The organism is Acinetobacter sp. P8-3-8 (genome assembly GCF_000214135.1).
GTDB lineage: Bacteria > Pseudomonadota > Gammaproteobacteria > Pseudomonadales > Moraxellaceae > Acinetobacter.
Map to the genome: position 1 here is coordinate 1 of NZ_AFIE01000019.1, position 24,473 is coordinate 24,473.

24 protein-coding genes are annotated in these 24,473 nt (G+C 37.7%); 13 read left to right on the forward strand and 11 right to left on the reverse strand.

The window, feature by feature from the left end:
* Window positions 1-47: 47 nt before the first annotated feature.
* The 3 genes from leuD to leuB all read left to right on the forward strand — a co-directional run bounded on the left by leuD (window position 48) and on the right by leuB (window position 2,495).
* Window positions 48-698 (forward strand): 3-isopropylmalate dehydratase small subunit, encoded by a 651-nt coding sequence (gene leuD / locus GGG_RS0109590; protein WP_010114222.1) that lies wholly within the window; start codon window positions 48-50, stop codon window positions 696-698.
* 104 nt (window positions 699-802) lie between these two features.
* Window positions 803-1,372 (forward strand): hypothetical protein, encoded by a 570-nt coding sequence (locus GGG_RS0109595; RefSeq protein WP_010114223.1) that lies wholly within the window; start codon window positions 803-805, stop codon window positions 1,370-1,372.
* A 43-nt stretch (window positions 1,373-1,415) separates the two neighbouring features.
* The gene (leuB, locus tag GGG_RS0109600; RefSeq protein WP_010114225.1) at window positions 1,416-2,495 is read left to right on the forward strand and encodes a 3-isopropylmalate dehydrogenase; all 1,080 of its coding nucleotides are present in this window, start codon (window positions 1,416-1,418) and stop codon (window positions 2,493-2,495) included.
* Window positions 2,496-2,554: 59 nt separating this feature from the next.
* Here leuB and GGG_RS0109605 read toward each other — a convergent pair whose 3' ends face one another.
* From GGG_RS0109605 to infA, 3 genes are all read right to left on the reverse strand, one after another.
* On the reverse strand, window positions 2,555-2,959 hold the full coding sequence (locus GGG_RS0109605; protein WP_010114227.1) for a hypothetical protein: 405 nt from the start codon (window positions 2,957-2,959) through the stop codon (window positions 2,555-2,557).
* A 79-nt stretch (window positions 2,960-3,038) separates the two neighbouring features.
* The gene (locus GGG_RS0109610) at window positions 3,039-3,446 is read right to left on the reverse strand and encodes a hypothetical protein (RefSeq protein ID WP_010114228.1); all 408 of its coding nucleotides are present in this window, start codon (window positions 3,444-3,446) and stop codon (window positions 3,039-3,041) included.
* Between the two features lie 462 nt (window positions 3,447-3,908).
* The gene (gene infA / locus GGG_RS0109615) at window positions 3,909-4,130 is read right to left on the reverse strand and encodes a translation initiation factor IF-1 (RefSeq protein WP_001284370.1); all 222 of its coding nucleotides are present in this window, start codon (window positions 4,128-4,130) and stop codon (window positions 3,909-3,911) included.
* A 228-nt stretch (window positions 4,131-4,358) separates the two neighbouring features.
* Between infA and GGG_RS0109620 the strand changes: the two genes are divergently transcribed.
* On the forward strand, window positions 4,359-5,369 hold the full coding sequence (locus GGG_RS0109620; RefSeq protein ID WP_010114365.1) for an AraC family transcriptional regulator: 1,011 nt from the start codon (window positions 4,359-4,361) through the stop codon (window positions 5,367-5,369).
* Between the two features lie 83 nt (window positions 5,370-5,452).
* Here the strand turns inward: GGG_RS0109620 and truA are convergent, their stop codons facing one another.
* The 5 genes from truA to asd all read right to left on the reverse strand — a co-directional run bounded on the left by truA (window position 5,453) and on the right by asd (window position 11,466).
* On the reverse strand, window positions 5,453-6,250 hold the full coding sequence (gene truA, locus GGG_RS0109625) for a tRNA pseudouridine(38-40) synthase TruA (RefSeq protein ID WP_010114366.1): 798 nt from the start codon (window positions 6,248-6,250) through the stop codon (window positions 5,453-5,455).
* A gap of 8 nt (window positions 6,251-6,258) precedes the next feature.
* Window positions 6,259-7,233 carry an asparaginase domain-containing protein gene (locus tag GGG_RS0109630; RefSeq protein WP_010114367.1) on the reverse strand — a complete coding sequence of 325 codons (975 nt, stop codon included), beginning with the start codon at window positions 7,231-7,233 and terminating at the stop codon, window positions 6,259-6,261.
* A gap of 48 nt (window positions 7,234-7,281) precedes the next feature.
* Window positions 7,282-8,583, reverse strand: coding sequence for a hypothetical protein (locus tag GGG_RS0109635; RefSeq protein WP_010114368.1), 1,302 nt, complete (start codon window positions 8,581-8,583; stop codon window positions 7,282-7,284).
* A gap of 48 nt (window positions 8,584-8,631) precedes the next feature.
* Complete coding sequence (locus GGG_RS0109640) at window positions 8,632-10,185, reverse strand: hypothetical protein (RefSeq protein WP_010114369.1); 1,554 nt, start codon at window positions 10,183-10,185, stop codon at window positions 8,632-8,634.
* Between the two features lie 162 nt (window positions 10,186-10,347).
* Window positions 10,348-11,466, reverse strand: a complete 1,119-nt coding sequence (asd, locus tag GGG_RS0109645) for an aspartate-semialdehyde dehydrogenase (protein ID WP_010114370.1) — start codon at window positions 11,464-11,466, stop codon at window positions 10,348-10,350.
* Between the two features lie 184 nt (window positions 11,467-11,650).
* On the opposite strand from asd, the gene GGG_RS0109650 reads away from it, so the two are divergent.
* On the forward strand, window positions 11,651-12,766 hold the full coding sequence (locus GGG_RS0109650; RefSeq protein WP_010114372.1) for an endonuclease/exonuclease/phosphatase family protein: 1,116 nt from the start codon (window positions 11,651-11,653) through the stop codon (window positions 12,764-12,766).
* Between the two features lie 429 nt (window positions 12,767-13,195).
* Here the strand turns inward: GGG_RS0109650 and GGG_RS0109660 are convergent, their stop codons facing one another.
* The gene (locus GGG_RS0109660) at window positions 13,196-14,131 is read right to left on the reverse strand and encodes a lauroyl acyltransferase (RefSeq protein WP_010114374.1); all 936 of its coding nucleotides are present in this window, start codon (window positions 14,129-14,131) and stop codon (window positions 13,196-13,198) included.
* Between the two features lie 182 nt (window positions 14,132-14,313).
* Here GGG_RS0109660 and GGG_RS0109665 point away from each other — a divergent pair, with 182 nt between their 5' ends.
* The 3 genes from GGG_RS0109665 to GGG_RS0109675 are packed head-to-tail and all read left to right on the forward strand — an operon-like array spanning window position 14,314 to window position 16,400.
* Window positions 14,314-14,865 (forward strand): O-acetyl-ADP-ribose deacetylase, encoded by a 552-nt coding sequence (locus tag GGG_RS0109665; protein WP_010114376.1) that lies wholly within the window; start codon window positions 14,314-14,316, stop codon window positions 14,863-14,865.
* 30 nt (window positions 14,866-14,895) lie between these two features.
* Complete coding sequence (locus GGG_RS0109670; protein WP_010114378.1) at window positions 14,896-15,873, forward strand: acyltransferase family protein; 978 nt, start codon at window positions 14,896-14,898, stop codon at window positions 15,871-15,873.
* Between the two features lie 53 nt (window positions 15,874-15,926).
* Window positions 15,927-16,400 (forward strand): GNAT family N-acetyltransferase, encoded by a 474-nt coding sequence (locus GGG_RS0109675; protein WP_010114380.1) that lies wholly within the window; start codon window positions 15,927-15,929, stop codon window positions 16,398-16,400.
* 109 nt (window positions 16,401-16,509) lie between these two features.
* Here the strand turns inward: GGG_RS0109675 and GGG_RS0109680 are convergent, their stop codons facing one another.
* Both GGG_RS0109680 and GGG_RS0109685 read right to left on the reverse strand, forming a co-directional pair.
* On the reverse strand, window positions 16,510-16,731 hold the full coding sequence (locus GGG_RS0109680) for a hypothetical protein (protein WP_010114382.1): 222 nt from the start codon (window positions 16,729-16,731) through the stop codon (window positions 16,510-16,512).
* 338 nt (window positions 16,732-17,069) lie between these two features.
* The gene (locus GGG_RS0109685) at window positions 17,070-18,980 is read right to left on the reverse strand and encodes an ATP-binding cassette domain-containing protein (protein ID WP_010114384.1); all 1,911 of its coding nucleotides are present in this window, start codon (window positions 18,978-18,980) and stop codon (window positions 17,070-17,072) included.
* A 34-nt stretch (window positions 18,981-19,014) separates the two neighbouring features.
* Here GGG_RS0109685 and GGG_RS0109690 point away from each other — a divergent pair, with 34 nt between their 5' ends.
* From GGG_RS0109690 to GGG_RS0109710, 5 genes are all read left to right on the forward strand, one after another.
* Complete coding sequence (locus tag GGG_RS0109690; protein WP_010114386.1) at window positions 19,015-19,260, forward strand: SlyX family protein; 246 nt, start codon at window positions 19,015-19,017, stop codon at window positions 19,258-19,260.
* Window positions 19,261-19,428: 168 nt separating this feature from the next.
* Window positions 19,429-20,466 (forward strand): hypothetical protein, encoded by a 1,038-nt coding sequence (locus GGG_RS0109695; RefSeq protein WP_010114388.1) that lies wholly within the window; start codon window positions 19,429-19,431, stop codon window positions 20,464-20,466.
* A gap of 325 nt (window positions 20,467-20,791) precedes the next feature.
* Window positions 20,792-21,241, forward strand: a complete 450-nt coding sequence (locus GGG_RS0109700; RefSeq protein WP_010114389.1) for an ammonium transporter — start codon at window positions 20,792-20,794, stop codon at window positions 21,239-21,241.
* Window positions 21,242-21,270: 29 nt separating this feature from the next.
* Complete coding sequence (gene topA / locus GGG_RS0109705) at window positions 21,271-23,916, forward strand: type I DNA topoisomerase (protein ID WP_010114390.1); 2,646 nt, start codon at window positions 21,271-21,273, stop codon at window positions 23,914-23,916.
* An 89-nt stretch (window positions 23,917-24,005) separates the two neighbouring features.
* On the forward strand, window positions 24,006-24,449 hold the full coding sequence (locus tag GGG_RS0109710) for an NUDIX pyrophosphatase (RefSeq protein WP_010114391.1): 444 nt from the start codon (window positions 24,006-24,008) through the stop codon (window positions 24,447-24,449).
* Window positions 24,450-24,473 lie beyond the last annotated feature (24 nt).

The window sequence follows — 24,473 nt, forward strand, 5'->3', positions numbered from 1 at the left end:
GAGGGGTTAGGGGAGATTTAAAGTAATGAAATTCTTTAGGAAAAGACATGAAAGCTTATACCGTTGAACAAGGTATCGTTGCACCATTAGACCGTGCCAATGTAGATACAGATTTAATCATTCCAAAACAGTTCTTGAAATCAATCAAACGTACTGGATTTGGTGACAACTTATTTGATGAATTACGTTATTTAGATGAAGGCTATTTAGGGCAAGATATTTCTAAACGTCCTAAAAATCCAGATTTTGCTTTGAATCAACCACGTTATCAAGGTGCAACAGTGCTTATTTCACGTGCAAACTTCGGTTGTGGTTCAAGTCGTGAGCATGCGCCGTGGGCATTGGAAGAGTACGGTTTCCGTACTGTGATTGCACCGAGTTATGCCGATATTTTCTTTAATAACAGCTTTAAAAATGGCATGTTACCTGTCATTTTGTCTGAAGCGATTGTTGATCAATTATTCAAAGAGTGTGCTGCCAATGAAGGTTATCAACTGACCATCGATTTGGAAGCGCAAGAAGTGCGTACACCTTCTGGTGAGGCATTCAAATTTGAGGTTGATCCATTCCGTAAACATTGTTTATTGAATGGTTTGGATGATATTGGTTTAACTTTACAAGCAGCCGATGATATCCGTGCTTATGAAGAAAAAACCAAGCAATCACGTCCTTGGGTGTTTGCTGAAATTAAGGCTTAATGTGCCACTCACACTTTACACATAGCGTGAAAGCCCAAGTCTTGTTAACATATTGAACATAAAAAATGAATGTTTACTCAGTGAAGCAAGGTTGGGTTTGAACAATGACTAAGGTTTTAGGCTACAGCGTTATAATTGGTTTATCGAGCTTAGTCTTGAGTGCTTGCCAATCAACCCAAATGGTTGATTTGATGAGAATTAAAAAAGCTGAAAAACAGCATCATAGTCAAAATACTGTTGCTGTTTATTGTTCAGGCGCAGAACACTGTGAATTTGCACGATTAAATGATTTAGTCATCGTTGATGAAAATGTAGCACGGGCAAATCGTAAAGCCATTGATAAAGGTTATCTCAAATTAACAGGTGAACCTTTGGATCAAAATGGTGTGTATTTAACGATTCCGCCTCAGCAATATGAAATGGTGATTCGGTTTTACCCAATTACTAAAGAACATGCTGAAGTATTTCACGTGATTCATCAATTTGAAGGCAATCAGACCTATACATTTAAAATGTATCGTCAAAGATCATCAAATTCAGGCAGTTTGCTCAATGTTTCTGCTCCTACACCACTTTGTGTAGATATGATTCAAGAAAATCGTACAATTCGCCGTTTTTGCCGTCCGCATAATGCGGTAACAGGTGTCAGCGAATTTGTAGAACAAAAAATTTAATCTCAAACAACAGTTAAGCTGTTACATATAATCGGAACGACAAATGTCTAAACAAATTTTGATCTTGGCAGGTGATGGTATTGGTCCAGAGATCGTTGCTGCTGCTGAAAAAGTACTTACACGTGTCAATGAAAAATTTAATTTAGGGTTAACGTGGGAACACGGTTTATTGGGCGGTTCAGCCATTGATGCACATGGTGAACCTTACCCCGCAGTAACAGCAGAACAAGCTCAAAAAGCAGATGCAATCTTACTTGGTGCGGTGGGTGGCCCTAAGTGGGACAATATTGAACGCTCAATTCGCCCTGAACGTGGTTTATTAAAAATTCGTAGTGAATTGAATTTATTCGCAAACTTACGCCCAGCAATTCTTTATCCGCAATTGGCAGATGCATCAAGTTTAAAACCTGAGATTGTTTCTGGTTTAGACATACTCATTGTTCGTGAATTAACAGGTGGAATCTATTTCGGTCAACCACGTGGTATTCGTGAACTCGAAAATGGTGAAAAACAAGGTTTTAATACTGACGTTTATTCTGAGTCTGAAATTAAGCGTATTGCCAAAGTTGCTTTTGAAATGGCAAATTTACGTGGCGGTAAAGTGTGTTCTGTAGATAAAGCCAATGTACTTGAAGTGACTGAGCTTTGGAAACAAACAGTGACTGCAATGAAAGAAGAGCAGTATCCTGAAATTAACTTATCGCATATGTATGTTGATAATGCCGCAATGCAGTTGGTACGTGCGCCAAAACAGTTTGATGTGATTGTGACAGGCAATTTGTTTGGTGACATCTTGTCTGATGAAGCAGCAATGCTAACAGGTTCGATTGGTATGTTGCCATCTGCATCATTGGATGAAAATGGCAAAGGTATGTATGAGCCATGTCATGGTTCAGCACCTGATATTGCAGGTCAAAATGTTGCAAATCCATTAGCAACCATTCTTTCTGTTGCGATGATGCTTCGTTATACCTTCCGTGAAGAAGTGGCAGCTAAAGCAATTGAAGATGCTGTAGGTCAAGTTTTAGATCAAGGTTTACGTACTGGCGACATTATGTCTGAAGGTATGAATAAAGTTGGTACTTCTGAAATGGGCGATGCGGTTGTTACTGCAATTGCTTAAGCTTTCAGTTTGAATTTTAAATAAAAAACACAGCTTCGGCTGTGTTTTTTATTGCGTTATTAACAGGCTCTACCTTTGAGTTGATAGGATTTGGCCATGCCATTTTCGATATTAAAAATAATATTACATGACATTCGGTTTTGATAAGAATTTGCAGTACTCCCCATTTGGGTCGGAAGCAATTTACCGTGTTGGTCGAGAACTGATACTCCTGAAGGCATTGACGTTGGAACATCTCTTTCAAAGACATAGATCAATTGGTTTTCTTTTTGTACAGCGGCTTTTTTGGGCTGAATACCGATCTCTTTTAAATCAAATTGTTGCTGAATATCTGTGACTGTTTTACCAATGAATGGTTGTACATATTGGTGAATAGGCGCATTTCTTTGTTGGGATAGCGAAGTACATGATACTAAATATATGCAACAGAATAGAACGCTTAGATGAGTAAATATTTTATTCATTGCCTTTTTCTGAAAATGAAGCTGATCTTAGTATTTACTTTTAGTTTAAATATTTCAAGTAAAGCGATTCACTGCAGGGTTAACAAGCCTTACCTAAATACTGAATAGATTGTGCAATACCATCTTTAAGTATAAAGGTCACTTTACAATTAAAATTAATATCATAAGTCGGGATTGCTGTCGTGTCATAACGAATCACAGGCGCGCCCATCGCATTTGTACCTACGGTTGCATTGCTACCAGCCATTGGTATGCTCAGCGGTCTGAGAATGGTATAGCTGAGCATTGAGTCGCTACTTTGTACATCTTTGGTGGTTTGGTAACCCAATGCTTTAAAATCTAAGTTCTTTTGAATGTCTGAACTGCTAGAGCCAATAAATTGTTGTAAATATTCATCTAAATTGACTTGCCGAGTTGTACTTGTTTGGCATCCTGCTAAAAGGACTGAAAAAGACATTGCCACTAAAAGCTGTTGAGTTAACTTCATCGTCGCACTCCAAGGCATATCACTCTATTGCTAAATAGTGTAGTCTGAGTGCAATAAATAAACAAATTACAGTTAATGTGAATGCTGAAGAATAGACAAACGGGCGTAGTCTATAGAGTTGGATATTTTGACTTCAAGTCTTTAGCAGAATATGAAAATATTGAATGATCTGCACTGAAAATGAATTGAATCATTCATCAATAAAATTGACTTCAATATTTTCAGACATAAGGAAGAAAGGAGATAGATAAAGTTTATGCTTTAGAATCAATCATTGCTTTAACTTTAATCAATTTAAAATGTCACCTAAAGAATTGAAAAACATCATCAATGATGAAGTATTCAAGTTTTAGAGTGTGAAAAAATGGCTTGCTAAACGATAGCAATCGATCGATGAGCAGAATAAGAATGATCGTGAGAATGAAAAAGCCACCTCAAAGTGGCTTTTGCTTCCGCTAAAACTTAGCGTGCACGATAAGTAATACGACCTTTTGTTAAGTCATATGGTGTCATTTCGACTTTAACACTGTCGCCAGTTAAAATACGAATATAGTGTTTACGCATTTTACCAGAAATGTGAGCAATCACTTCGTGACCGTTTTCTAGACGTACACGGAACATAGTATTAGGAAGCGTTTCGGTGACAACGCCTTCGAACTCGATAAGTTCCTCTTTATTGGCCATAGCCTACCTGATGATCAAATTGGAAAGGCGCAAATTATAGGCAATTTTTTATAGAAAGACAAGATTATTCGACTTTACAAGGCCGCAGATGACTTGAAAATAGGCGAACATATTGTTAAACAATTTCTACAAAAAAAAGCGGATAAATATTGTCAGTTTAGCCAATCGACTGTAATCTAAATCTGATGATTTAAGTATAAATGAATAACATACAAGGAAGGGCACTGCGTGAGTCAGCTAACTGATGCTTCGGTTGTTTTACGATTAGGCTATCAAGCGATCCGTCGTGCAGGATTGCCGACAGAAGAAATATTATCCAAGGCGGGAGTGACATTAAATCAAGTTGATCAAAATGCACGTACTCCGCTTAATGCACAATATGCTTTTTGGACAGCGGCTGAGGAAGTGAGCCATGATCCTGACATCGGGTTACATCTCGGTGAGCATTTACCTCTTTATCGAGGCCAAGTGATTGAACACTTGTTTATTTCAAGTGAAAACTTTGGTGAAGGGCTCAAGCGAGCTTTGGCCTATCAACGTTTAATTAGTGATGCTTTTCATGCGAGCCTCGTGATTGATGATAATGGGCGTTGTTATTTAACCAATGGTGAACAGCCTTGGGGAGATAATATTGTTAATCGTCATTTCTCAGAATGCGCACTTTCAGGCATTTTACGGTTTTTTAAATTTATTACTGAAGGGCGTTTTGAACCGATTTATATCGACTTCAATTTCAGCCAAGGTGCTTCCGATGCAGAATATTTCCGTGTTTACGAATGTCCTGTTAGTTTAGGGCAGAAAGAAACACGTTTGTATTTTGATCCATCGATTTTAGATTATCCATTGTGGCAAGCTGAACCTGAGCTATTACAGCTACATGAGCAGTTGGCTTTGGAAAAGTTACAAGAACTTGCTCGTTATGACCTTGTAGGTGAAGTACGCCGTGCTATAGGTTCAACTTTAGAAAGTGGTGAAACCACACTTGAAACGGTTGCAGCACAACTCAGCATTACACCACGTCGTTTACGTACTCAGCTTTCTGAAGCAAATACCAGTTTCCAGCAAATTCTTTCTGACTATCGTTGTCGTTTGGCTAAGAAATTATTGGCAAATACCAATGAAAGCGTAGAACGTATTGTTTATTTAACAGGTTTTTCTGAGCCAAGTACCTTCTATCGTGCATTTAAACGTTGGACCAATGAAACGCCAGTGGAATATAGAAAGCGTAAGCAACGTTGAGAAATCTCCTCTAACCTCCCTATGTAAAAGGGAGGAATTCCACTTTTTGAAATGGAAGGGTGAGGCAAGAATTCTAAAATAAATTACTCAGGCATATTCAGCCAATGTGGCCCTAAAGGCGTTTTCGGCAATTCAAATTGCTCAGGATAATCAGCATGGATGAAATACAAGCCATCTGGTGGTGCAGTGATTCCCGCAGCCTTACGGTCTTCAGCCGCAAAGATTTGATCGATATGATCCACCTCATACATCCCTTGACCGATTTCCAATAAGCAACCCATGATGTTGCGCACCATGTGATGTAAGAAACCATCAGCTTGAATATCTAAAACCAAATAATTACCATGGCGAATTAAGCGGCAGTGCTTAACATGGCGAACAGGTTGATTCGATTGGCATGCCGCAGCACGGAAGCTTTCAAAATTATGTGTACCTTCAAATTTCTGAGCAGCTTTAATCATCTTATCTACATCGAGTGGATAGAATGCATGTGTCACCTGTTTATGGAGTAAAGCAGGGCGATTTGCAGATTGGTACACCACATAACGATAACGCCGTGCTTGCGCTTTAAAACGAGCATGGAAATCGTGATCCATTTCCTTAATCCATTGGATGGAAATGTCTTTCGGTAATTGGCTATTTGAACCCATGAGCCAACCACGCATTGGGCGGATTGCATTGGTATCAAAATGCGCCACCATATTGGTCGCATGTACACCTGCATCCGTGCGACCTGCACCGTGTAAAATAATCGGTTCATCCGCAATTTTACTCAGCACCTTTTCCATCGTTTCCTGAATGCTTCGCACACCTGCTTGTTGAGTTTGCCAACCCTTATAACGAATGCCACAAAACTCAATACCAATTGCAAAGCGTTGCATAAAAACCTCTATTCAGGACGATCATACCAATGGTCATGCCATTGTTCCGAAGTTGGGTATTGTAAATAAATTTTGAGGATTTTGGCATAAAGATCTGCTTGACTCAGTGCATCACTGACCAAAATCTTTGAATCTTTAATCCACTGACTCACTGCATAGCGTTGATCTATGCCACCTAATGGGACTTGTGTAGCTAAAATTACTTGGCAATTGTTGAGTTGTAATGCTTTAATTTTTTCGATAATTTGATCATTTACAGCAAGATTACCAACACCATAAGCTTGAATAATCAAAAAATGAGGTGGCTTGGATAGAATTAAATCTAAATTACTGGCGAGCTGTTCTTGTTCGATCGGTAACATCATCCAATTGATGATATTCAGTGTTTTGGCTTTTTCAAAATGTGAAAGTTGTACATTGATGACCTGAGAATCAATATTCATTTCTTGATCCGCTTTCTGTCCTTTAAACGCATCAAGTGCTGTGCTATGGGTTTTTAATACAGTTCGCGCATGCATCACTTGGTGGAAAAAGGCAAGATAGACACCTACAGGGAGATTGATGACTGCTTCTAATGCTGTATTTAAATTATCAATAGCATCTGTGAATTCACGCGTATTTTCACCTGAAAGATTCAATAGAGGATATTGACTCCCTGTGAGTACCACGTGACAAGATTCAGCAAGGAATCGTGAAAGCGTTGCTGCCGCATAACTGAGTGTGTCCGTCCCGTGAATCACAACAAAGTGTTGAAAGTTTTGGAGTTGCAGGCTTTGGATTTGCTGGATGAGTTTAAGCCAATCTAAAGCAGTACATGCGCTACTGTCTTTGATACTCGGAGCTTTAAAGCACTCGATTTTAAGATGCGTTGGAAGTATGCGTTGTAGTCGAGGTAGAAATTCTGCTTCTGGCATCGGTGCTAAAGGCTCACCTACACAGCCAAAAGTTCCCCCCATATAAATTAAAGCAATTTTTTTGTTCATAATAAAAAAGCAGCCATGAATGACTGCTTTATCTTAAAACGAATAAATTTAAGAAGCTATTCGATTGAGTAATGTTTGAGACAATTGACGTTGCTCGGTCGTATATTTTGATTCATTTTGTGAAAGAAGTTCACGTGCAGATGCATATGCACCTAAATCAATGTATTGCTGAGCAAGATCTAAATCTAATTGAATTTCATTCACTTCAGCCAATTCAGGGAATGCTTGAATCAGCGGATCATTTGAATCAGTAGTTGCACTGATTTCAGTTGCAGTGGGTGCTGTTTCAAAATTTAATACTGGAGATGTTGTTTCTACTTGCTCTGTTTTCTGATCTAAATCAAAGCTAAAGGCTGGCTGCGTTGCAACTTCTTCGTTCGGGGTAAATGTAAATTCTAATTCATTTGCATGTGTAACAGTTGTTTCGCTTTCGCTAGTTTTTTCTTCAACTGGCGGTGTAACGATTGGTTCAGCAAAGTCGAGTTTGAATTCGGTTGCAATTTCTACTGCTGGTTTGTCATCTACAATAGGCGTGGCAGTTTCGTTTGGACTAAAGCTAAATTCTAAAGGTGCAATTGTTGCGGTTTTTGTTTCTTCAACAGGTGCAGGTGCTTCAAAAGAAAAATCAGCAGTTGGCTTCGTTTCTTTTTGAGTGATTGATTCAAGGTTAAAGTCTAAAGGTTGAACTTGTTCTTTTAGTGAGTCATTTGAGGTGTTATCAACATCTGTTGTAACAAACTCAAGAGAATCTTGCGCTGGTTGTTCTGTTGTTGCTGGTTGATCAATTAAAGCATCAAAAGCAGCATGATTCTTATTTGTTTCGGTTGTATTCGAGGTAGCTGGCTCAAATGCAATGGATTCAATTGGGTTTTCTGCCTGAGCTGCTTTCTGTTTATCTTCAGCTTGTGCAACGATTTCATCTAAACCCAATGAGCGAATATGATTAATCAATTGATTAACGGCAAACTCATCTTTTTGCGCTAAATGTATATCAACTAAATAAAGATAAAGTTCATGTTGTGCATTGTCTTGATTTAATGCTTGGTTGATTTTTGCTTCAGCAGAAAAATAATTTTTAGCCGCAATTAATTTTTCAATATTGGCTTTTAATTCAGGGTTTAAAGGTTTTGCTATTTGTTGAATAATAACATCTTCTTTAACAACAGCAGTTTGTCGTTGAGAAGTAGTGCTGCGCGCAGTACGTGCTACATTTTTCTTCGCAGTCTTTTTATTGTTATTCTTTTTGTTGCTTGCGTTAGAACTGGTATTTTCTTTATTGGCGTCTTCACGTTTTTTTAAAACGATGGCAACAACCAATAGTAAAATAAATGGAATCACATACAACAACATTTTATTTCCCCTTCATTGAGTACAATGAATCAATATCCTAAATACAATCTAACTCTTTGGCTGTTTTACATTTTGTTGCTGTAATTGCTGTTGCAACTGAGCAAGCCGAGCATTTAATAGTTGAATTCGTCGGTTCTTTTCTTGTAAAGCTGAAGCAAGTTGAGTCACCTTATTCTGTAATTTAACCGTTTTTTCACGGGATGTCATAACTTTTGTAGATAATTCAGTATTTGTCTGATTCGCCTGTATATTTTTCTTTGCAGAACCTTGTGATGAATTTTGCTCATTATCAGCAATTAAACTCATTTCAGCCTGATCTAAACGATACTTTGCAGAGCCTGACTGTTTTCGGGTCGTAATTGGTGCAGTCGGTGTCTTATATTTAACTTGAGGTGTCTGTTTATAGCTTGCTGCTAAATTTAACGCAGCACCACGACGAATACGATTGATATCACCCTGAATAAAGGCATTGGCATTATTTTCTTTAATCTGCTTCATGACTTCTGGAATACTTTGATGTGTTTCAGCGGCAATTCTTGACGCAATTGTCCATAATGATTCATTGGCTTGTACAACATGTCCTGGATCATTATTGTTGTTTTTGATTTGTTGTTTAGCTGATGGTGCTGCTTTTGCATTTTCAGTTTTAGGTTTCGCTTTTGCAGGTTCTGTTTTGGCGGTCTCAGTTTTAACTTTAGCTGGTTCTGCTTTTGCAGTTTCTGTTTTAGTTGTCTCAGTTTGAGGTTTTTCTGATTCGCTCTTTGTTACTTCAGGTTTGGCTTTTGTAGTTTCAGTTTTAGCCGTCTCAACTTTAGGTTTGATGGTTGCTACTTCTGGTTTCTGTTCCATTTTTTGTACGTTTTGAATGGGCTGAGTTGCATTTACTGGCGTTACAACTGCTTGTTGGGTAATTGTTTGAGTATTGCTCTTATTGTTATTCGATGTTGTCACTGGATTTGACGTTGTGACTTGAGTTGCTGCTTTTTGTAGACTTTGTAATGTCGGTGGTGTAGCAACACTAATGACCAATGGTCGTTGAGTGTTTGTAGATGATATCGATTTTACAGTGCTTGGCGTAGATGTAGTGATAGCACTATTCGTCTGATATGAAGTACTGCTTGGTAAATTGAGTGCAATATCTTTCTCACTGACAATCATTTGAGGGGTCAGTAACTTTTCATTCCTTGTCGCATTGAGCTGAGCTGTTGGAGGGTTTGGGCGACCACGAGTCAAAGCTGTTTTTATTTGTTGAAGATGTGTCGCACTTCCTTCTTTTACTTTTAATAAAATATTCAGTTCAGCGTCAACCATTGGACGAGATGAGGTAATGACAATTACCCCAGTACCGTCATTAGAACGTCGTGTATAGAAGTTTAAATGCCCAGGCGGTTGATTGGCAAATCCGACACTCATCATGTCTTCTGTATCCGCCAAACCTACTTCGATCTTTTCGTTAGGATTTGCATTACTAAACTTCATTTCTGCATACAATAAATCACCAGACCCAGATTGAATTTGAATAGGGGTGAGCGTGATTGCACTCGCTGCTTGCGAAGTCATGATGGTTAAAATGGCGATTTTTAATTTGTTATATACAGTCATCTCTATCCATTGCTCTGACGAAGTATAAGGCATTGGAATGATACAATACCTAGCTGTATTCTAAATGTAAAATATTAACACTCTAGTTACATAAATATAGTTACATAAAAAAGCCGATCAAGATAGACCGGCTCATTTAATGTTTCACTTATTTTTGCGATTTTAACTATTTTTATAGTCAATTAAAATACGCAACATACGACGTAAAGGTTCAGCTGCACCCCAAAGAAGTTGGTCACCTACAGTGAAAGCGCCTAAATACTCTTTACCCATATTGAGCTTACGTAAACGACCTACAGGTACAGATAAAGTTCCTGTTACCGCGACTGGAGTAAGATCAGTCATTGATGCTTCACGAGTATTTGGAACCACTTTTGCCCATTGATTAGACTGACGAATCATGTCTTCAATTTCATCAAGCGGTACATCTTTCTTCAATTTCAATGTTAAAGCTTGAGAATGGCAACGCATTGCACCAATACGGACACAGTGACCATCAATAGGAACGATTTGAGAATTGCTTAAAATCTTGTTGGTTTCAACTTGACCTTTCCATTCTTCCTTCGATTGACCATTTTCAAGCTGCTTGTCGATATAAGGAATCAATGAACCAGCTAAAGGCACACCAAAGTTTGCAGAAGGGAAGCCTTCGCCACGTTGTAACTCAGCAATTTTACCATCAATATCTAAAATAGCTGAACGAGGGTCATCTAGTAAGTCTTTGGTATTGTTATACAAATAACCCATACCTGTGATTAACTCACGCATATTCTGCGCACCAGCGCCAGAAGCCGCTTGGTAAGTCATCGCAGTCATCCATTCCACTAAGTTTTGTTGGAATAATGAACCCATACCCATCAACATCAATGAAACTGTACAGTTACCACCAACAAATGTTTTAGTGCCATTGACTAAACCATCTTTGATCACATTTAAGTTCACAGGATCAAGTACGATAATCGCTTCATCATCCATACGTAATGTAGATGCAGCATCGATCCAGTAACCATTCCAACCTTCAGCTTTTAGCTTTGGGAAAACTTCAGATGTATAATCGCCACCTTGGCAGGTAATAATGACATCCATTTGCTTCAGACTGGTAATGTCCGTCGCTTCCATAAGTGCTGGAGCAGTTTTACCACCAAAAGCAGGGGCTTCACCACCTGCATTACTGGTAGAGAAATAGAACGGCTCAAAATGAGCAAAATCATTCTCTTCAACCATACGTTGCATAAGGACGGAACCAACCATCCCGCGCCAACCGACCAGACCTACTTTCATGTCACTTTGCCTCGGTGCGTTAAAAAATAAAAGGGGCTTGAGTGTATCAAAAGGGCGTGTAACTGCAATAGCATACACAATGAAAACACAACTATATTGTGCAATATATCTTGTTTATGATACATGCAAAATTGATATTAATTTATGAATGAATAAAAAATTAAGAATATAAGAGTGACAAAATATGATTTGGATTGAAGTGTTGGCAGGTATTGTGATTTGGCTAAGTTTTTGGTCACTGATTCCTCGTGATGAATGGTGGTTTCGTGGTGCAGATTTTCCAAGATTACAAATTTTGGCATTGGGTATTATTGCTTTATCCTTTTTATTATTTTGGAAAACGCCGTGGGATTTAAGCCGAGAAATTATTTTACTTTTTCTCATCGCAGCGTTGGCATTTCAATTGAAAATGGTTTTGCCTTATACCTTCTTATGGAAAAAACAAGTTAAACAAGTTGAAAAACATCAATTGAATAGCGATCAACAAATTTCGGTTATTGTTTCAAATGTACTCACTCCAAATCAGCAATATCATTTGTTGATTGAGCAAATTGAAAAACATCAACCAGATATTGTGCTGACATTAGAGACAGACCAAACTTGGCAAAATCAACTTACTAAAATTGAACGTCACTATCCATATCGTGTACCTGTGCCTTTGGACAATTTATATGGCATGCACCTCTACAGCAAGTTAAAACTGGTGGATACCGATGTTAAATTTATTTTGAGTGATGAAATTCCTTCTATTCATACGACTGTTATTTTACGTTCTGGGCAGCCTGTACAACTTTATTGCTTGCATCCTAAACCACCGAGTCCAACTGAAGCCAAAGATTCCACATTACGTGATGCTGAATTACTCATCATCGGAGATCAAATTAAAGACTTAGATGAAAGTTCTATCGTGATGGGGGATTTGAATGATGTTGCATGGTCACGTACTACTCGATTATTTCAACGAATTAGTGGTCTGCTTGATCCTCGTGTTGGACGCCGATATATCAATACTTTTCATGCAGATTATCGATTCTTGAGATGGTCTTTAGATCATTTATTTCATAGTACAGATTTTGCTCTAGTACATATGGAACGTCTACCGCATATTGGATCTGATCATTTTCCAATTTATGTGGTTTTGCAGACAGGTAGAGTTTTTGAACAGATTCAAGAAGAATTAGAGCAGTCAGATGAGGATGAAGAAGAAGCGCAACAAGCGATTCAAGAAGGAATTGAAAAAGCTGAGAAAGAAGAAAAAAGAGTGACGGATGAAATAACAAAACCTTATAGATCTGACTGAAATTGTTAGACAATAATGACTTGTAATTTCTGACATTTGTAAGAAATAGCTTACATGGATTTAGTCTCTAAGCGGATAGTATCACAATGCATTTGGGCTTAATCTTTACTCATCGGCAAACGGATTGGGAAAGGAAGAGTCCCGCTAAGGAAGACGAAGCTGATGGAATAATCATCATGGATTTGATGTTGGAATGGATCACCAAATAAAATAAGAATAAGACACGAAAGCACAACCTCATAGGCCCGAGTTTTGCAGGATGCAGAACTCGGGTTGTGTTTTTATGAAGTATTGAAAATTCAAAAGATCTCTAATATGACGATCACAAAACTTACAGTGATAAAAACAAGTTACAGTGATAAAAACAGAAAGCTATGCATTCGATTTTTGTACACCTAGCTCAGTTCGAGCAAATTAAACCAATTCAATTTAATAAATCTTTTCGTAACCTTGAGGACGTGTCTTAAAACGACGATGAAACCACATATATTGCGTTGGTGCGATACGAAGCTGATTTTCAATGATTTTATTCACACGAATAGCATCATCTAATTCATCTTCACTCGGTAAAGGATCAACGGCTGGTTCAATCAAGACATGATATTTAGGATTTTTAATATCACCATCACGATAAAAATAAAGTGGAATAGCGACAGCTTTCGATATTTTCAATAAACGACGATGTGCTGTAACAGTTGCCGCAGGCGTACCAAAAAATGGCGCCATCACCCCTTGTTTTAAACCAAAATCTTGATCTGGGCTGTACCAAATCGCATCACCTTCTTTTAAGTGGCGAATCAACCCACGCATATCATCATGATCAATTTGCGCTTTATAAATGGTTGCACGACAACGATAGATCAACATATCTAAAAGCGGATTATTTTGTGGACGATAAACCACATCAGGTTCAAAGAATTGCGCACATAAATAACCACCTGCATCGAGCATGGTGCTATGTGTTCCAAGCAATAGAACACCTTTGCCTTGTTGTTGAGCATGGGTGATATGTTCTAAACCTTCAATGCTGACACGATTTTTAAACCATTTTGGTGAATACCATGCATTGAGCGTTTCAAAAACACCAATCATCTGATCAATAAAAACTTGGCGTGAATTTTCAATGACTTGTTCAGTAGACCATTCTGGAAAACAGACTTCTAGGTTGCGTATCGTAGTTTTGCGCCGTGATTTAAGGCGATTAAACGCAATATTGCCTAACACTGTTGCCAAACGATGTTGAATCGCCCATGGCAAGATGGCAAGTATCATTAAAAATACGATGGCAATCCAGATTCCCCAGTATTTGGGCTGTAAGAATGCCCAATAAAATTCTCCAGGTTCGTATTGATGCTTTTTGCTCATAGCAATTTTGTAAATTTGGCTAAGTTAAGACTGAAAGAAGTGTAGCATGAACCTGATTAAAGTAGAAAATTGCATTATGGATGAGTGCAATTCGATAGATGGTGAGCTTGTTTGTATTTGAAACGTATGATGAAATCAATGCGATGCATTGAAATAGATAACAAATAACAAGGATATTGAAAATGAAAACGCTACGTTTGATTCAAGGTGATATTACGATTCAAAAAGTAGATGCGATTGTAAATGCTGCCAATACTTCTTTATTAGGCGGTGGTGGAGTTGATGGAGCGATTCATCGTAAAGGGGGCTCCCAAATATTAGAAGATTGTCAAAAAATAAGAGCAAGGCAAGGAGGTTGTGCTGTCGGACAAGCTGTCATTACTTCCGCAGGAACATTACCCAGTCGTTTTGTGATTCATACGGTAGGCCCTACTTGGCATGATGGGCAAGACGATGAAAATGAATTGTTGGAAAGTGCATATTTAAACAGCTTGAAACTTGCAGAAAAACATCAATTGGCTACTGTTGCATTCCCGAATATTTCAACAGGGGTTTATCATTTTCCAAAACATCAAGCCGCTAAAATTGCGATTAAAGCTGTGATCGAATATATGCAAGATGCGGAAAGCTTGGCTGAAATTAATTTTGTCTGCTTTGATTTGGAAAATTTTAAAATCTATCGTCAGCAACTCGCTGAAGTCGATCAAAATCAATTCCAAGTTTTAGGTATATAATTGAATTTGTTTAAATAGAAAAATATAACCATGAGAGATACTTATTTAGATACCAGTAAGGCTGTTCTGATCTTTCTTGTGGTATTGGGGCATTTTTTAGAAAGAATGGTCGGCTGGAGCGATCCTGTTGCGCATACAGTATTGGGGACAATTTACTTTGTGCATATGCCTGCATTTATTTTTATTTCAGGCATGCTGTTTAAAGATAAAAACTGGATGAAAAATATTTTATTTTTTATCTCACTATATATTCCATTTCAGATTTTATTTCCTGCTTTTGATGCAATTTGGACAGGTACATTTCAAATCAATTGGAACCTATTTGAAAGACCCTATTGGATTTTGTGGTATTTGCTTGGCATGATGGTTTGGACAGCGCTGACGCATTTTCTGATCAAAACTAAATTTGCAGTATGGATTGCTTTGATTTTGGCATTGTGTATTGGTTTAAGCCCTTGGAATAATTATCAATATTCTATTGGGCGAATCTTTACGTTCTTATCGTTTTTCGTGATTGGTGCTGTTTATGGCAAAGCAATCATTCAAAATATTCGATCAATTCGTTATGCAGAATGCTTTGGATTATTGATTTTATTCGGCATTGTTAGTTTTGTTTATTTGAGCCAAATCAATCAATTCTGGTTGTATGGAAGTTTAAGTTATCAACAACTTAAAGTCAGTGCATTTGACGGTACTCTGATGCGCTTGGGTTGTATGGCAATTTCAAGCTTGGGGATCGTGACTATTTTCGCTGTCATCAAATTGTTCCAATCTCGTTTTCTTAAACTTGGTACAAATACTTTACCTGTTTATTTACTCCATGGTTTTGTGGTTATTTTTATTTCAAAATATTGGAAATTAGATAGTCATATTTTGATTGAAATCATCGTGTGTATTGGGTTGTCTATGATGACCTGTTGGATTTTACAACAGCAATTTTTTGATATGTTATTAAGAAAAATGTCGTTGTGGTTGATGAAACCTATTGCGAAATTAGGTTTGAAATAGCATTCGTTTTGTAGGTTCTATAGAAAATATAACAGTTTAAAGTGTGAATAAAAATGAAGATTAGAACAGCAACATCAAGTGATATAGATCAAATTACAGCTTTAATCGCCCCGTTTATTGATGAATTTGCAGTTGATCAAAATGGTCGGCAGCTATTTACAACTCATATGATTCAACGCTTTATTGAAAATAGTGAGGTTGACTATTTTGTTTATGAGAATAATCACAAAATAATAGGTGTTATTGCATATAAGCAGCCTGCACATTTGATTCATTTCTTTGTGAATCAATCTTTTCAAGGAAAGGGTATAGGTCGAGCAATGTGGGAATTTGTTTTAAACCAACTTATTCAAAAGCATGGTTCAGAACATCCGAGTTTAGAAAATCAAAGTTTAGAATGTACAGTGAATTCTAGTTGCAATGCTCAAGTGGTATATGAAAAGTTTGGGTTTAAAGCAATAAGCGACGTCATTATCAATCGAGGCCTTCGCTATGTTCCTATGCGCTTTGATTTCAGGTTTGAATAAGATGCTTACACTCTAAAATCTGAAAAGACTAAATTTTTGAATCATATAGAATTAAAAGCCACATCGCAGATGTAGCTTCTAATTTGAGAGATGTGATGCATTCGGTTTATTATTTCGCTGCTGGCGCTTGATCCTCTGTTTTTTTCGATGCTGTTTTGGTCATATTATGCTTTTTAGCATGTTTTACTTGATGTTGTTTTTGGCTTTTATGTGTTGCCATTTTCTGTGATGCGACTTTATCTGTGTGTTGTGCAGGTGTTGCTGCCATTGCTGAACCCGCAAAAACTGCTGTAGTGAATGCTGCGATAAGAAGTGATGTTACTTTTTTCATGGTGCTTCTCTTTTAAAAAGTTCGAGATCTGAACTAGATTCGATCGTCTTATATTCAATGATTTGTGTGGAAAGATCATGGAGCAAATGTAGAGTTAAATATTTGGAATGAAATGAATTTTTGTAAGATTTGAATTGTATGGTAAATCTTGAGAAATTTTAAAATTCGTTTAAGGTTTGTTTGAATAATACAGCTCGGTTTTGTTACTGAGTTTAAACTTAATTATTTCTGAAAATATTTAAGTGTGAGAATGTATTCGCTAGAAAGATTCCTTATTTTCACTATTCATCGTTGTAAAAAAACTCCGCACGATGGCGGAGTTTTTAAAGAAGTATCAATTAACCTTTGCTGAGGTTTTCTAACTCTTCCCAGCGCTCAAGTTTTTCCATGAGCGAATCATCAATCTCAGTTAAGCGCGCAGATAGCTTCATTGCTTTGTCTGCATCTGAAACGAATAAAGAACCGTCCGCAAGTAATTCATTAATTTGAGCTTGCTCTTTTTCAAGTGCTTCCATTTCCGCAGGAAGTTGCTCTAAAGCACGTTGATCTTTATAGCTTAATTTAACTTTTTTGCTTGCAACTTCTACAGGTGCAGCCGCGGCTTCTGCTTTAGCAATGGCTTTTTTTACATCACTCTTTTGATCAACAACTTTCTGATCAGGGCGTTGTTCTAAATAATCTTGATAACCACCAATGTATTCATCAATATTACCTTTGCCATCAAAGACCCAAGTAGATGTCACAACGTTGTCCATAAAGGCACGGTCATGTGAAATCAATAATAATGTTCCCTTATAACCACTCAACATTTCTTCAAGTAATTCTAAAGTCACCATATCCAAGTCGTTGGTTGGTTCGTCCATCACAATTAAATTGGATGGTTTAAGCAATAATTTTGCTAAAAGAATACGATTACGCTCACCACCAGAAAGTGCTTTTACAGGTGTACGAGCACGTTCAGGAGAGAACAAAAAGTCTTGTAAATAGCTGTAAATATGACGGCGGCCACCATTCACATCCACAAAGTCAGAACCTTCCGAAACGTTTGCCATGACTGATTTTTCAAGGTCTAAAGCATTACGTAATTGGTCAAAATAAGCCACTTCAAGCTGTGTACCTGTTTTCACAGAGCCACCATGCTCAAGCTCGCCTAAAATTGCTTTGACTAATGTTGTCTTACCAACACCGTTATCACCCACTAAACCAATACGATCGCCACGTAAAACTAAAGCTGAGAAATCATTGATAATAGGTGCATTATCGCCAAAAGCGACACTTAAGTGTTCAATATCAAAGACCAATTTACCAGAGCGATTCGCATCTTGTGTTGCCATGCTCACTTTGCCTTGCTGTGAACGACGGGCTTTCGATTCTTCACGTAAGTCTTTGAGTGCGCGAACACGACCTTCATTACGTGTACGACGTGCTTTAATACCCTGACGAATCCAAACCTCTTCCTCAGCTAAGCGTTTATCAAATAAAGCATTTTGCTTTTCTTCGGCTTCCATTTGCATTGCTTTTAATTCAAGATAACGTGAATAGTTACCTTCATAGCTGCGCAAAGTACCACGATCAAGTTCAACAATTCGGGTCGCAATACTGTCTACAAATGAACGGTCATGCGAAATAAAAAGTAATGTTAAATTATTTTGATCGAGCAAGAATTTTTCTAACCACTCAATACTTTCAACGTCCAAATGGTTGGTTGGCTCATCCAGTAATAACACATCAGGTTGAGTCAGTAATGCACGTGCTAAAAGTACACGACGTTTACGACCACCCGATAAATCTGCAAGATCAGCTTCAGGGTCTAAACCCATTTTGCTTAAAATTGAATTGACTTTGGTTTCTAAAGCCCAACCATCGAGGAGATCTAACTTATGTTGTAGATTTCCCATACGGTCACAAGCGTCCATATCGCCCAACACACATGCATCACTTGCTTCGTGGTATTCTTTAAGCACCTGAGCTGCTTCACCCGCACCTTCAGCAACGATGTCTGCAACTTTACCCGAGTCCATTGGGACATCCTGAGCAAGCATGGAAATGGTGATTCCGTTTTGTAACGCAATTTCACCACGATCGGGCAATAAACTTCCCTCAATAAGCTTGAGTAAAGTAGACTTACCTTCACCGTTACGACCAATCAAACAGACTCGCTCGCCACGTTCTAAATTGAAGTTTGCGCCGTCGAGCAGGGCAGGTCCACCAAACGCGAGTTGGACATCCCTTAACGTAATATAGGCCATACTGTTTCCTAAACATCCCAAATGAGGACTTAAAATGACTAAACATAAAAATCTTGATGATCAGGCGTCATTTTCCGCACCCATAGAAGATTTGCAAGTCCGAATTGCATTTTTAGATGATTTAGTCGAACAATTAAATGATCAAGTGGTTCAACAAAGCCTAGAACTTGCTGATTTAAAAAAACAAATGCAATTATTATATCAACGTGTGGAATCTTCAGATTTGTCAGAAGGTATTGCAGCATTTGACCCAATGACCAATCGTCCGCCACATTATTAATACATTCTGAATTTTTATGTGCATTTGAAGGGCTGAATACAGGCTAAATATGGGTTGAATCTGTGGAAATAGGATGTAATTTGTCGGTTTATTTTATATTTCTATTTGACCTTTTACTGAAAGCTCGTTGTAATGCTTCACTTTCGATAAATAGCAAATTCTTTAACCATGCAGAATAAAGTCGTTTTACTTGATCTTGAAAATAATATGCCATCAGCAAAAATGCTGAGAGATATTGTTGAGCATTATCCAACTTTATATCTGTTTAATTGCGATGGTCATTTTCAATATTCACTAGAAGATTTAACAGAATTTTCCAGTTGGGTGAGTAGTGGACAAATCGTAATTTTAGAAACGGCAAAAGCCACACAAAAAGAATTTGAATATGCTGTTGTCGTTGGGCAGTTGATGGCACTTTTGGCATCGGAAACACATATCGAAGTGATTTCTGCAATGCCTGATAGTGAAATGCTCATCGATCTTTTATGTGGTTCAGATTTAAGTTGTAGTTTGATTCAAACCCAGTCTGACACAGACGCACAACACCATACATTGAATATTCCAAGTCCTGCCACAATTCAAGAAAAACCCTATTTACAATTGGTGAAAAAGTATTGCGATGCTTTAGGTAATATGTCAGGTAAGCCAAATACTGTTGAAAAGTTAAGAAATTCTATTGGCAATGTTTTACATGTCATGCCAGAAAAAGCACAACATTTGGTTGGAATGTTAATTAACTTAAAAATTGTAAAACGTTTTGATCAGCAAGTTTCATTTCGAAAAAAAGTATTAAAACAATGGATCACTTTACAGCTTGAACAAGCAGAATCATCAAGTGAAACGGATATAGATGTCAAAGCTCGACCTAAAATGAAGGTCGAAAAGATTGATCAAATCTTAGAAAGTTTAAAGCAAAATGCTCAACAGGATCTAAATGACGTCGCTCAACAGCATACTGTTGAACATGCGCAAAATGCACTGTTTAAAAATTTTGAAAAAATTGACCCAATGCAGATGGAAGTCATTCGTAAATTGAATGAACTGAAAAATAATAAACCCAAAGATATTTATGAATTAAGAGACGTATTGGAACAGTTATTTCCGAAGTCTGATATTCGTTTATTGCTCAAAGAGCTGATTGAAAAAGGCTATATTTACTGGAATGGTCATGAAGTTGTATATAGTCATGAAATGTATTTGAACTGATTTTATTTTGTATTTTTGATCAGAACTATGCAGTAATAAAACTGAATTTGTCATCATTATTTAGTGAAATTAACGCTATATTTTTGTTTGGGGAATCGATTAAACTGCATTTTTTAAATCGTTTAGTCTTTATTCTTAAAAATATTGAATTGAAAATTGAGTTAAATTAGCATTATTTTTACTTATGAATAATCAATTATTTCAGTTGGTTATTATAAGTTTTGTTTCATAGCGCTGAATTGTATGTGCAAATTAATTTATCTGACAAACTTGCGTTTTATATTCAGCTTATGCAACTCTAATATAGGCAATAAAAGGTGAACGAATGGAACACACGGGTCTTTGGGTTGCGCTCATTATTATTATTTTCGTATTGGGCTCAATTTTTGGCTTACGCGTAAGCCCTAGAGAAAAAGCATTAGGTTTAATGCGAGAGAAAGCTCGTAAAATGGGTTTACACCCTCGTTTAGTGGCTGCGCCAGAGTGGACAAAAGTTCCGATGGCAACAGAAAAGAGAGCGAGTATGGTGGCATATTACAGTGTACTTATTCCAGAAGCTCGCTTGCCTTTGATGCGTGCAAGGGTTGAAGATTCAAAGTTAAAGATCATCCAAGGTGATGAGAAATTTAATGATTTTCCCATTGCATTAAAAGGTATTTATGCTATTGATATGCAAGCAAACTGTGTCGGCATGTATTGGGATGAAGAAGTAGACCTAAGAGCGACACAACTTGATGATATGAAAGCACTTTTACTTAATTTGGCTGAATTTTAATTTCATAAACAAAGGATAATTGGTTCATTATGGCGAAAGCTCCTCGGTCCACAACATCCAAAAGCACTACAGCAGACTCTCCTAATGCTGGGAAAAAACGTGCCTTAGTGATTGTGGAGTCGCCTGCAAAAGCGAAAACCATCAATAAATATTTAGGCTCAGATTATATTGTGAAGTCATCGGTAGGTCATGTTCGTGATTTACCTACAGGTGGTTCAAGTAAATCGGCAGAAAAAAAGCCTGTTACCCGTACTAAATTGACCGAAGAACAGAAGGCTGAAAAAGCACAAACAGCTTTGGTCAATCGTATGGGCGTAGACCCTGAACATAACTGGAAAGCACACTATGAAGTGCTACCAGGCAAAGAACATGTCGTTGCTGAACTGAAAAAGCTTGCTTCGCAAGTTGACGAGGTCTATCTCGCAACGGACTTGGACCGTGAAGGGGAAGCCATTGCTTGGCATTTAAAAGAAGTCATTGGTGGAGATGATTCACGTTATCAACGTGTCGTGTTTAACGAAATCACCAAAAACGCCATTCAAGATGCATTTAAACATCCAGCTCGTTTAGATATTGATAAAGTCAATGCACAACAAGCACGTCGTTTCTTAGATCGTGTTGTTGGCTTTATGATCTCGCCATTATTGTGGGAAAAAATTGCACGTGGTCTATCTGCTGGTCGTGTGCAATCCGTTGCAGTGAAACTGGTGGTAGAGCGTGAACGTGAAATCCGTGCTTTTATTCCTGAAGAATATTGGCAGGTTTTTGCAGATACCAAGTCTAAGAAAGATGATATTCGCTTAGAAGCCGTTAAACAAAATGGTAAGACTTTAAAATTACAGAATAAAGCGCAAACAGATGCTTTATTAAATATTTTGAATGATGCTGAATATAAAGTTGCAACACGTGAGGACAAACCAACCAAGGTTAATCCAAGTGCACCTTATATCACATCAACACTTCAACAAGCGGCAAGTACGCGTTTAGGTTATTCCGTTAAGAAAACCATGATGCTTGCACAACGTTTGTATGAAGCGGGTTTTATTACCTATATGCGTACTGACTCAACATTTTTAAGTAATGATGCTGTCAATATGGTACGCACCCATATCGAAACTGAGTTTGGTGCAAAATACTTACCTGCCAAGCCAAATCATTATGGTAATAAAGCCAATGCTCAAGAAGCCCATGAAGCGATTCGTCCATCCAATGTGGCATTAAAAGGCGACAGTTTGGTGGGTGTCGAACGTGATGCTCAACGTCTTTATGATTTAATTTGGCGTCAGTTTGTTGCATGTCAAATGACACCTGCGGAATATCTATCATCAACGATTTTGGTCGATGCGAATGGTGTAGAGCTGAAAGCCAAAGGTCGTACGCTTGTATTTGATGGTTTTACTAAAGTTCGTGGTCAGAACAAATCTGATGATGATGTGCTTTTACCTGCTGTAAAAGTTGGTGAAGTACTGAAACTTGAAAAACTTGATCCATCACAACACTTTACCAAACCGCCTGCACGTTTTACTGAAGCATCTTTGGTCAAAGAATTGGAAAAACGTGGTATTGGTCGCCCATCGACTTATGCTGCAATTATTTCTACTATTCAAGATCGTGGTTATGTGAAGCTGGATAATCGTCGTCTTTTTGCTGAAAAGATGGGTGAAATCGTCACAGACCGTCTAGATGAAAACTTCAATAATCTGATGAATTATGCGTTTACCGCAGATTTAGAAGGACAATTGGATAAAGTTGCAGATGGTCAGCGCAATTGGAAAGAACTTTTAGACAGTTTCTATGGTGACTTCAAAAAACGTCTAACGACTGCTCAGGGTGAAGATGGCATGCGCCGTAATTTACCTGTCGAAGTGTCCGCTGTACATTGTAAAGAATGTGAGCGTCCAATGCAGATTCGTACTGGAACAACAGGTGTGTTCCTTGGATGTTCTGGTTATAACTTACCACCTAAAGAACGCTGTAAAGGTACGTTGAACCTGACACCAGTTGAATCATTGGCTGTACTTTCAGATGATGATGGTGCTGAAACCGCTGATCTAATGTCGAAAAAACGTTGTCCAGTGTGTGGTACTGCAATGGATAGTTATGTGATCGATGGCGGTCGTAAGCTACATATTTGTGGTAATAACCCTGACTGTGATGGTTATGAGCTTGAAGAAGGTGAGTTCAAAATCAAGGGTTATGATGGCCCAACCATTCCATGTGACAAATGTGATGGCGAAATGCAGTTGAAAACAGGTCGTTTTGGTCCATATTTCGCATGTATGAGCTGTGACAATACTCGTAAAGTCTTGAAAAATGGTCAGCCTGCGCCGCCACGTGTAGACCCGATCAAAATGGAACACTTACGTTCAACCAAGCATGATGACTTCTTTGTACTGCGTGATGGTGCAGCAGGTCTGTTCTTGGCAGCAAGTAAGTTCCCGAAAGTTCGTGAAACTCGTGCACCAAAAGTTGCTGAATTACGTTCAGTTGCAGATCAACTTGATCCGAAGTATCAGTTTATTTTGAATGCACCTGATGAAGATCCAGAAGGCAATCCTACATTGGTGAAATTCAGTCGTAAAAACCAAGCACAATATATTGGTTCGGAAACGCCTGAAGGTAAACAGACCAAATGGTCATTGGTTTATCAAGACGGTAAATGGGTTGAAGCCTAAGCTTTAAAATAATTGCTAAAAAATGCTCACATTGGTGGGCATTTTTTATATGATAAAGGTCATTTCATAAAAATAAGTTTAGTTTGAAAATGATTCCAATTCGTTCGATTGCGGTATCCGCAGTTTTATTATCTGAAATAGATGGTGAATTAAAAATCTTATTGATGAAGCGTGTAAAAGGTGGTTTTTGGTGTCATGTTGCTGGCAAAGTCGAAGCAGATGAAACCGCAAGTCAGGCTATTCTGCGTGAAATTCGTGAAGAAACAAGTATTCAAGTTCAACAATTATTTAGTGCAGATTATTTAGAACAATTTTATGAAGCGAGTCAGAATGTGATTGAAATGATTCCTGCATTTGTAGGATTTTGTGAGAAAAATCAAACTGTGGTTCTAAATGATGAACATACTGATTATAAATGGTGTAACTTATCTGAGGCAAAAGCATTGGCTGCATATTTAAATCAGAAAAAGCTTTATGATTATGTTTGGGAAAATTTTGTATTAAAACAACCAGAAGCTCTATTGAAAATTTAATAAATATTAATTTTTATTATTGGC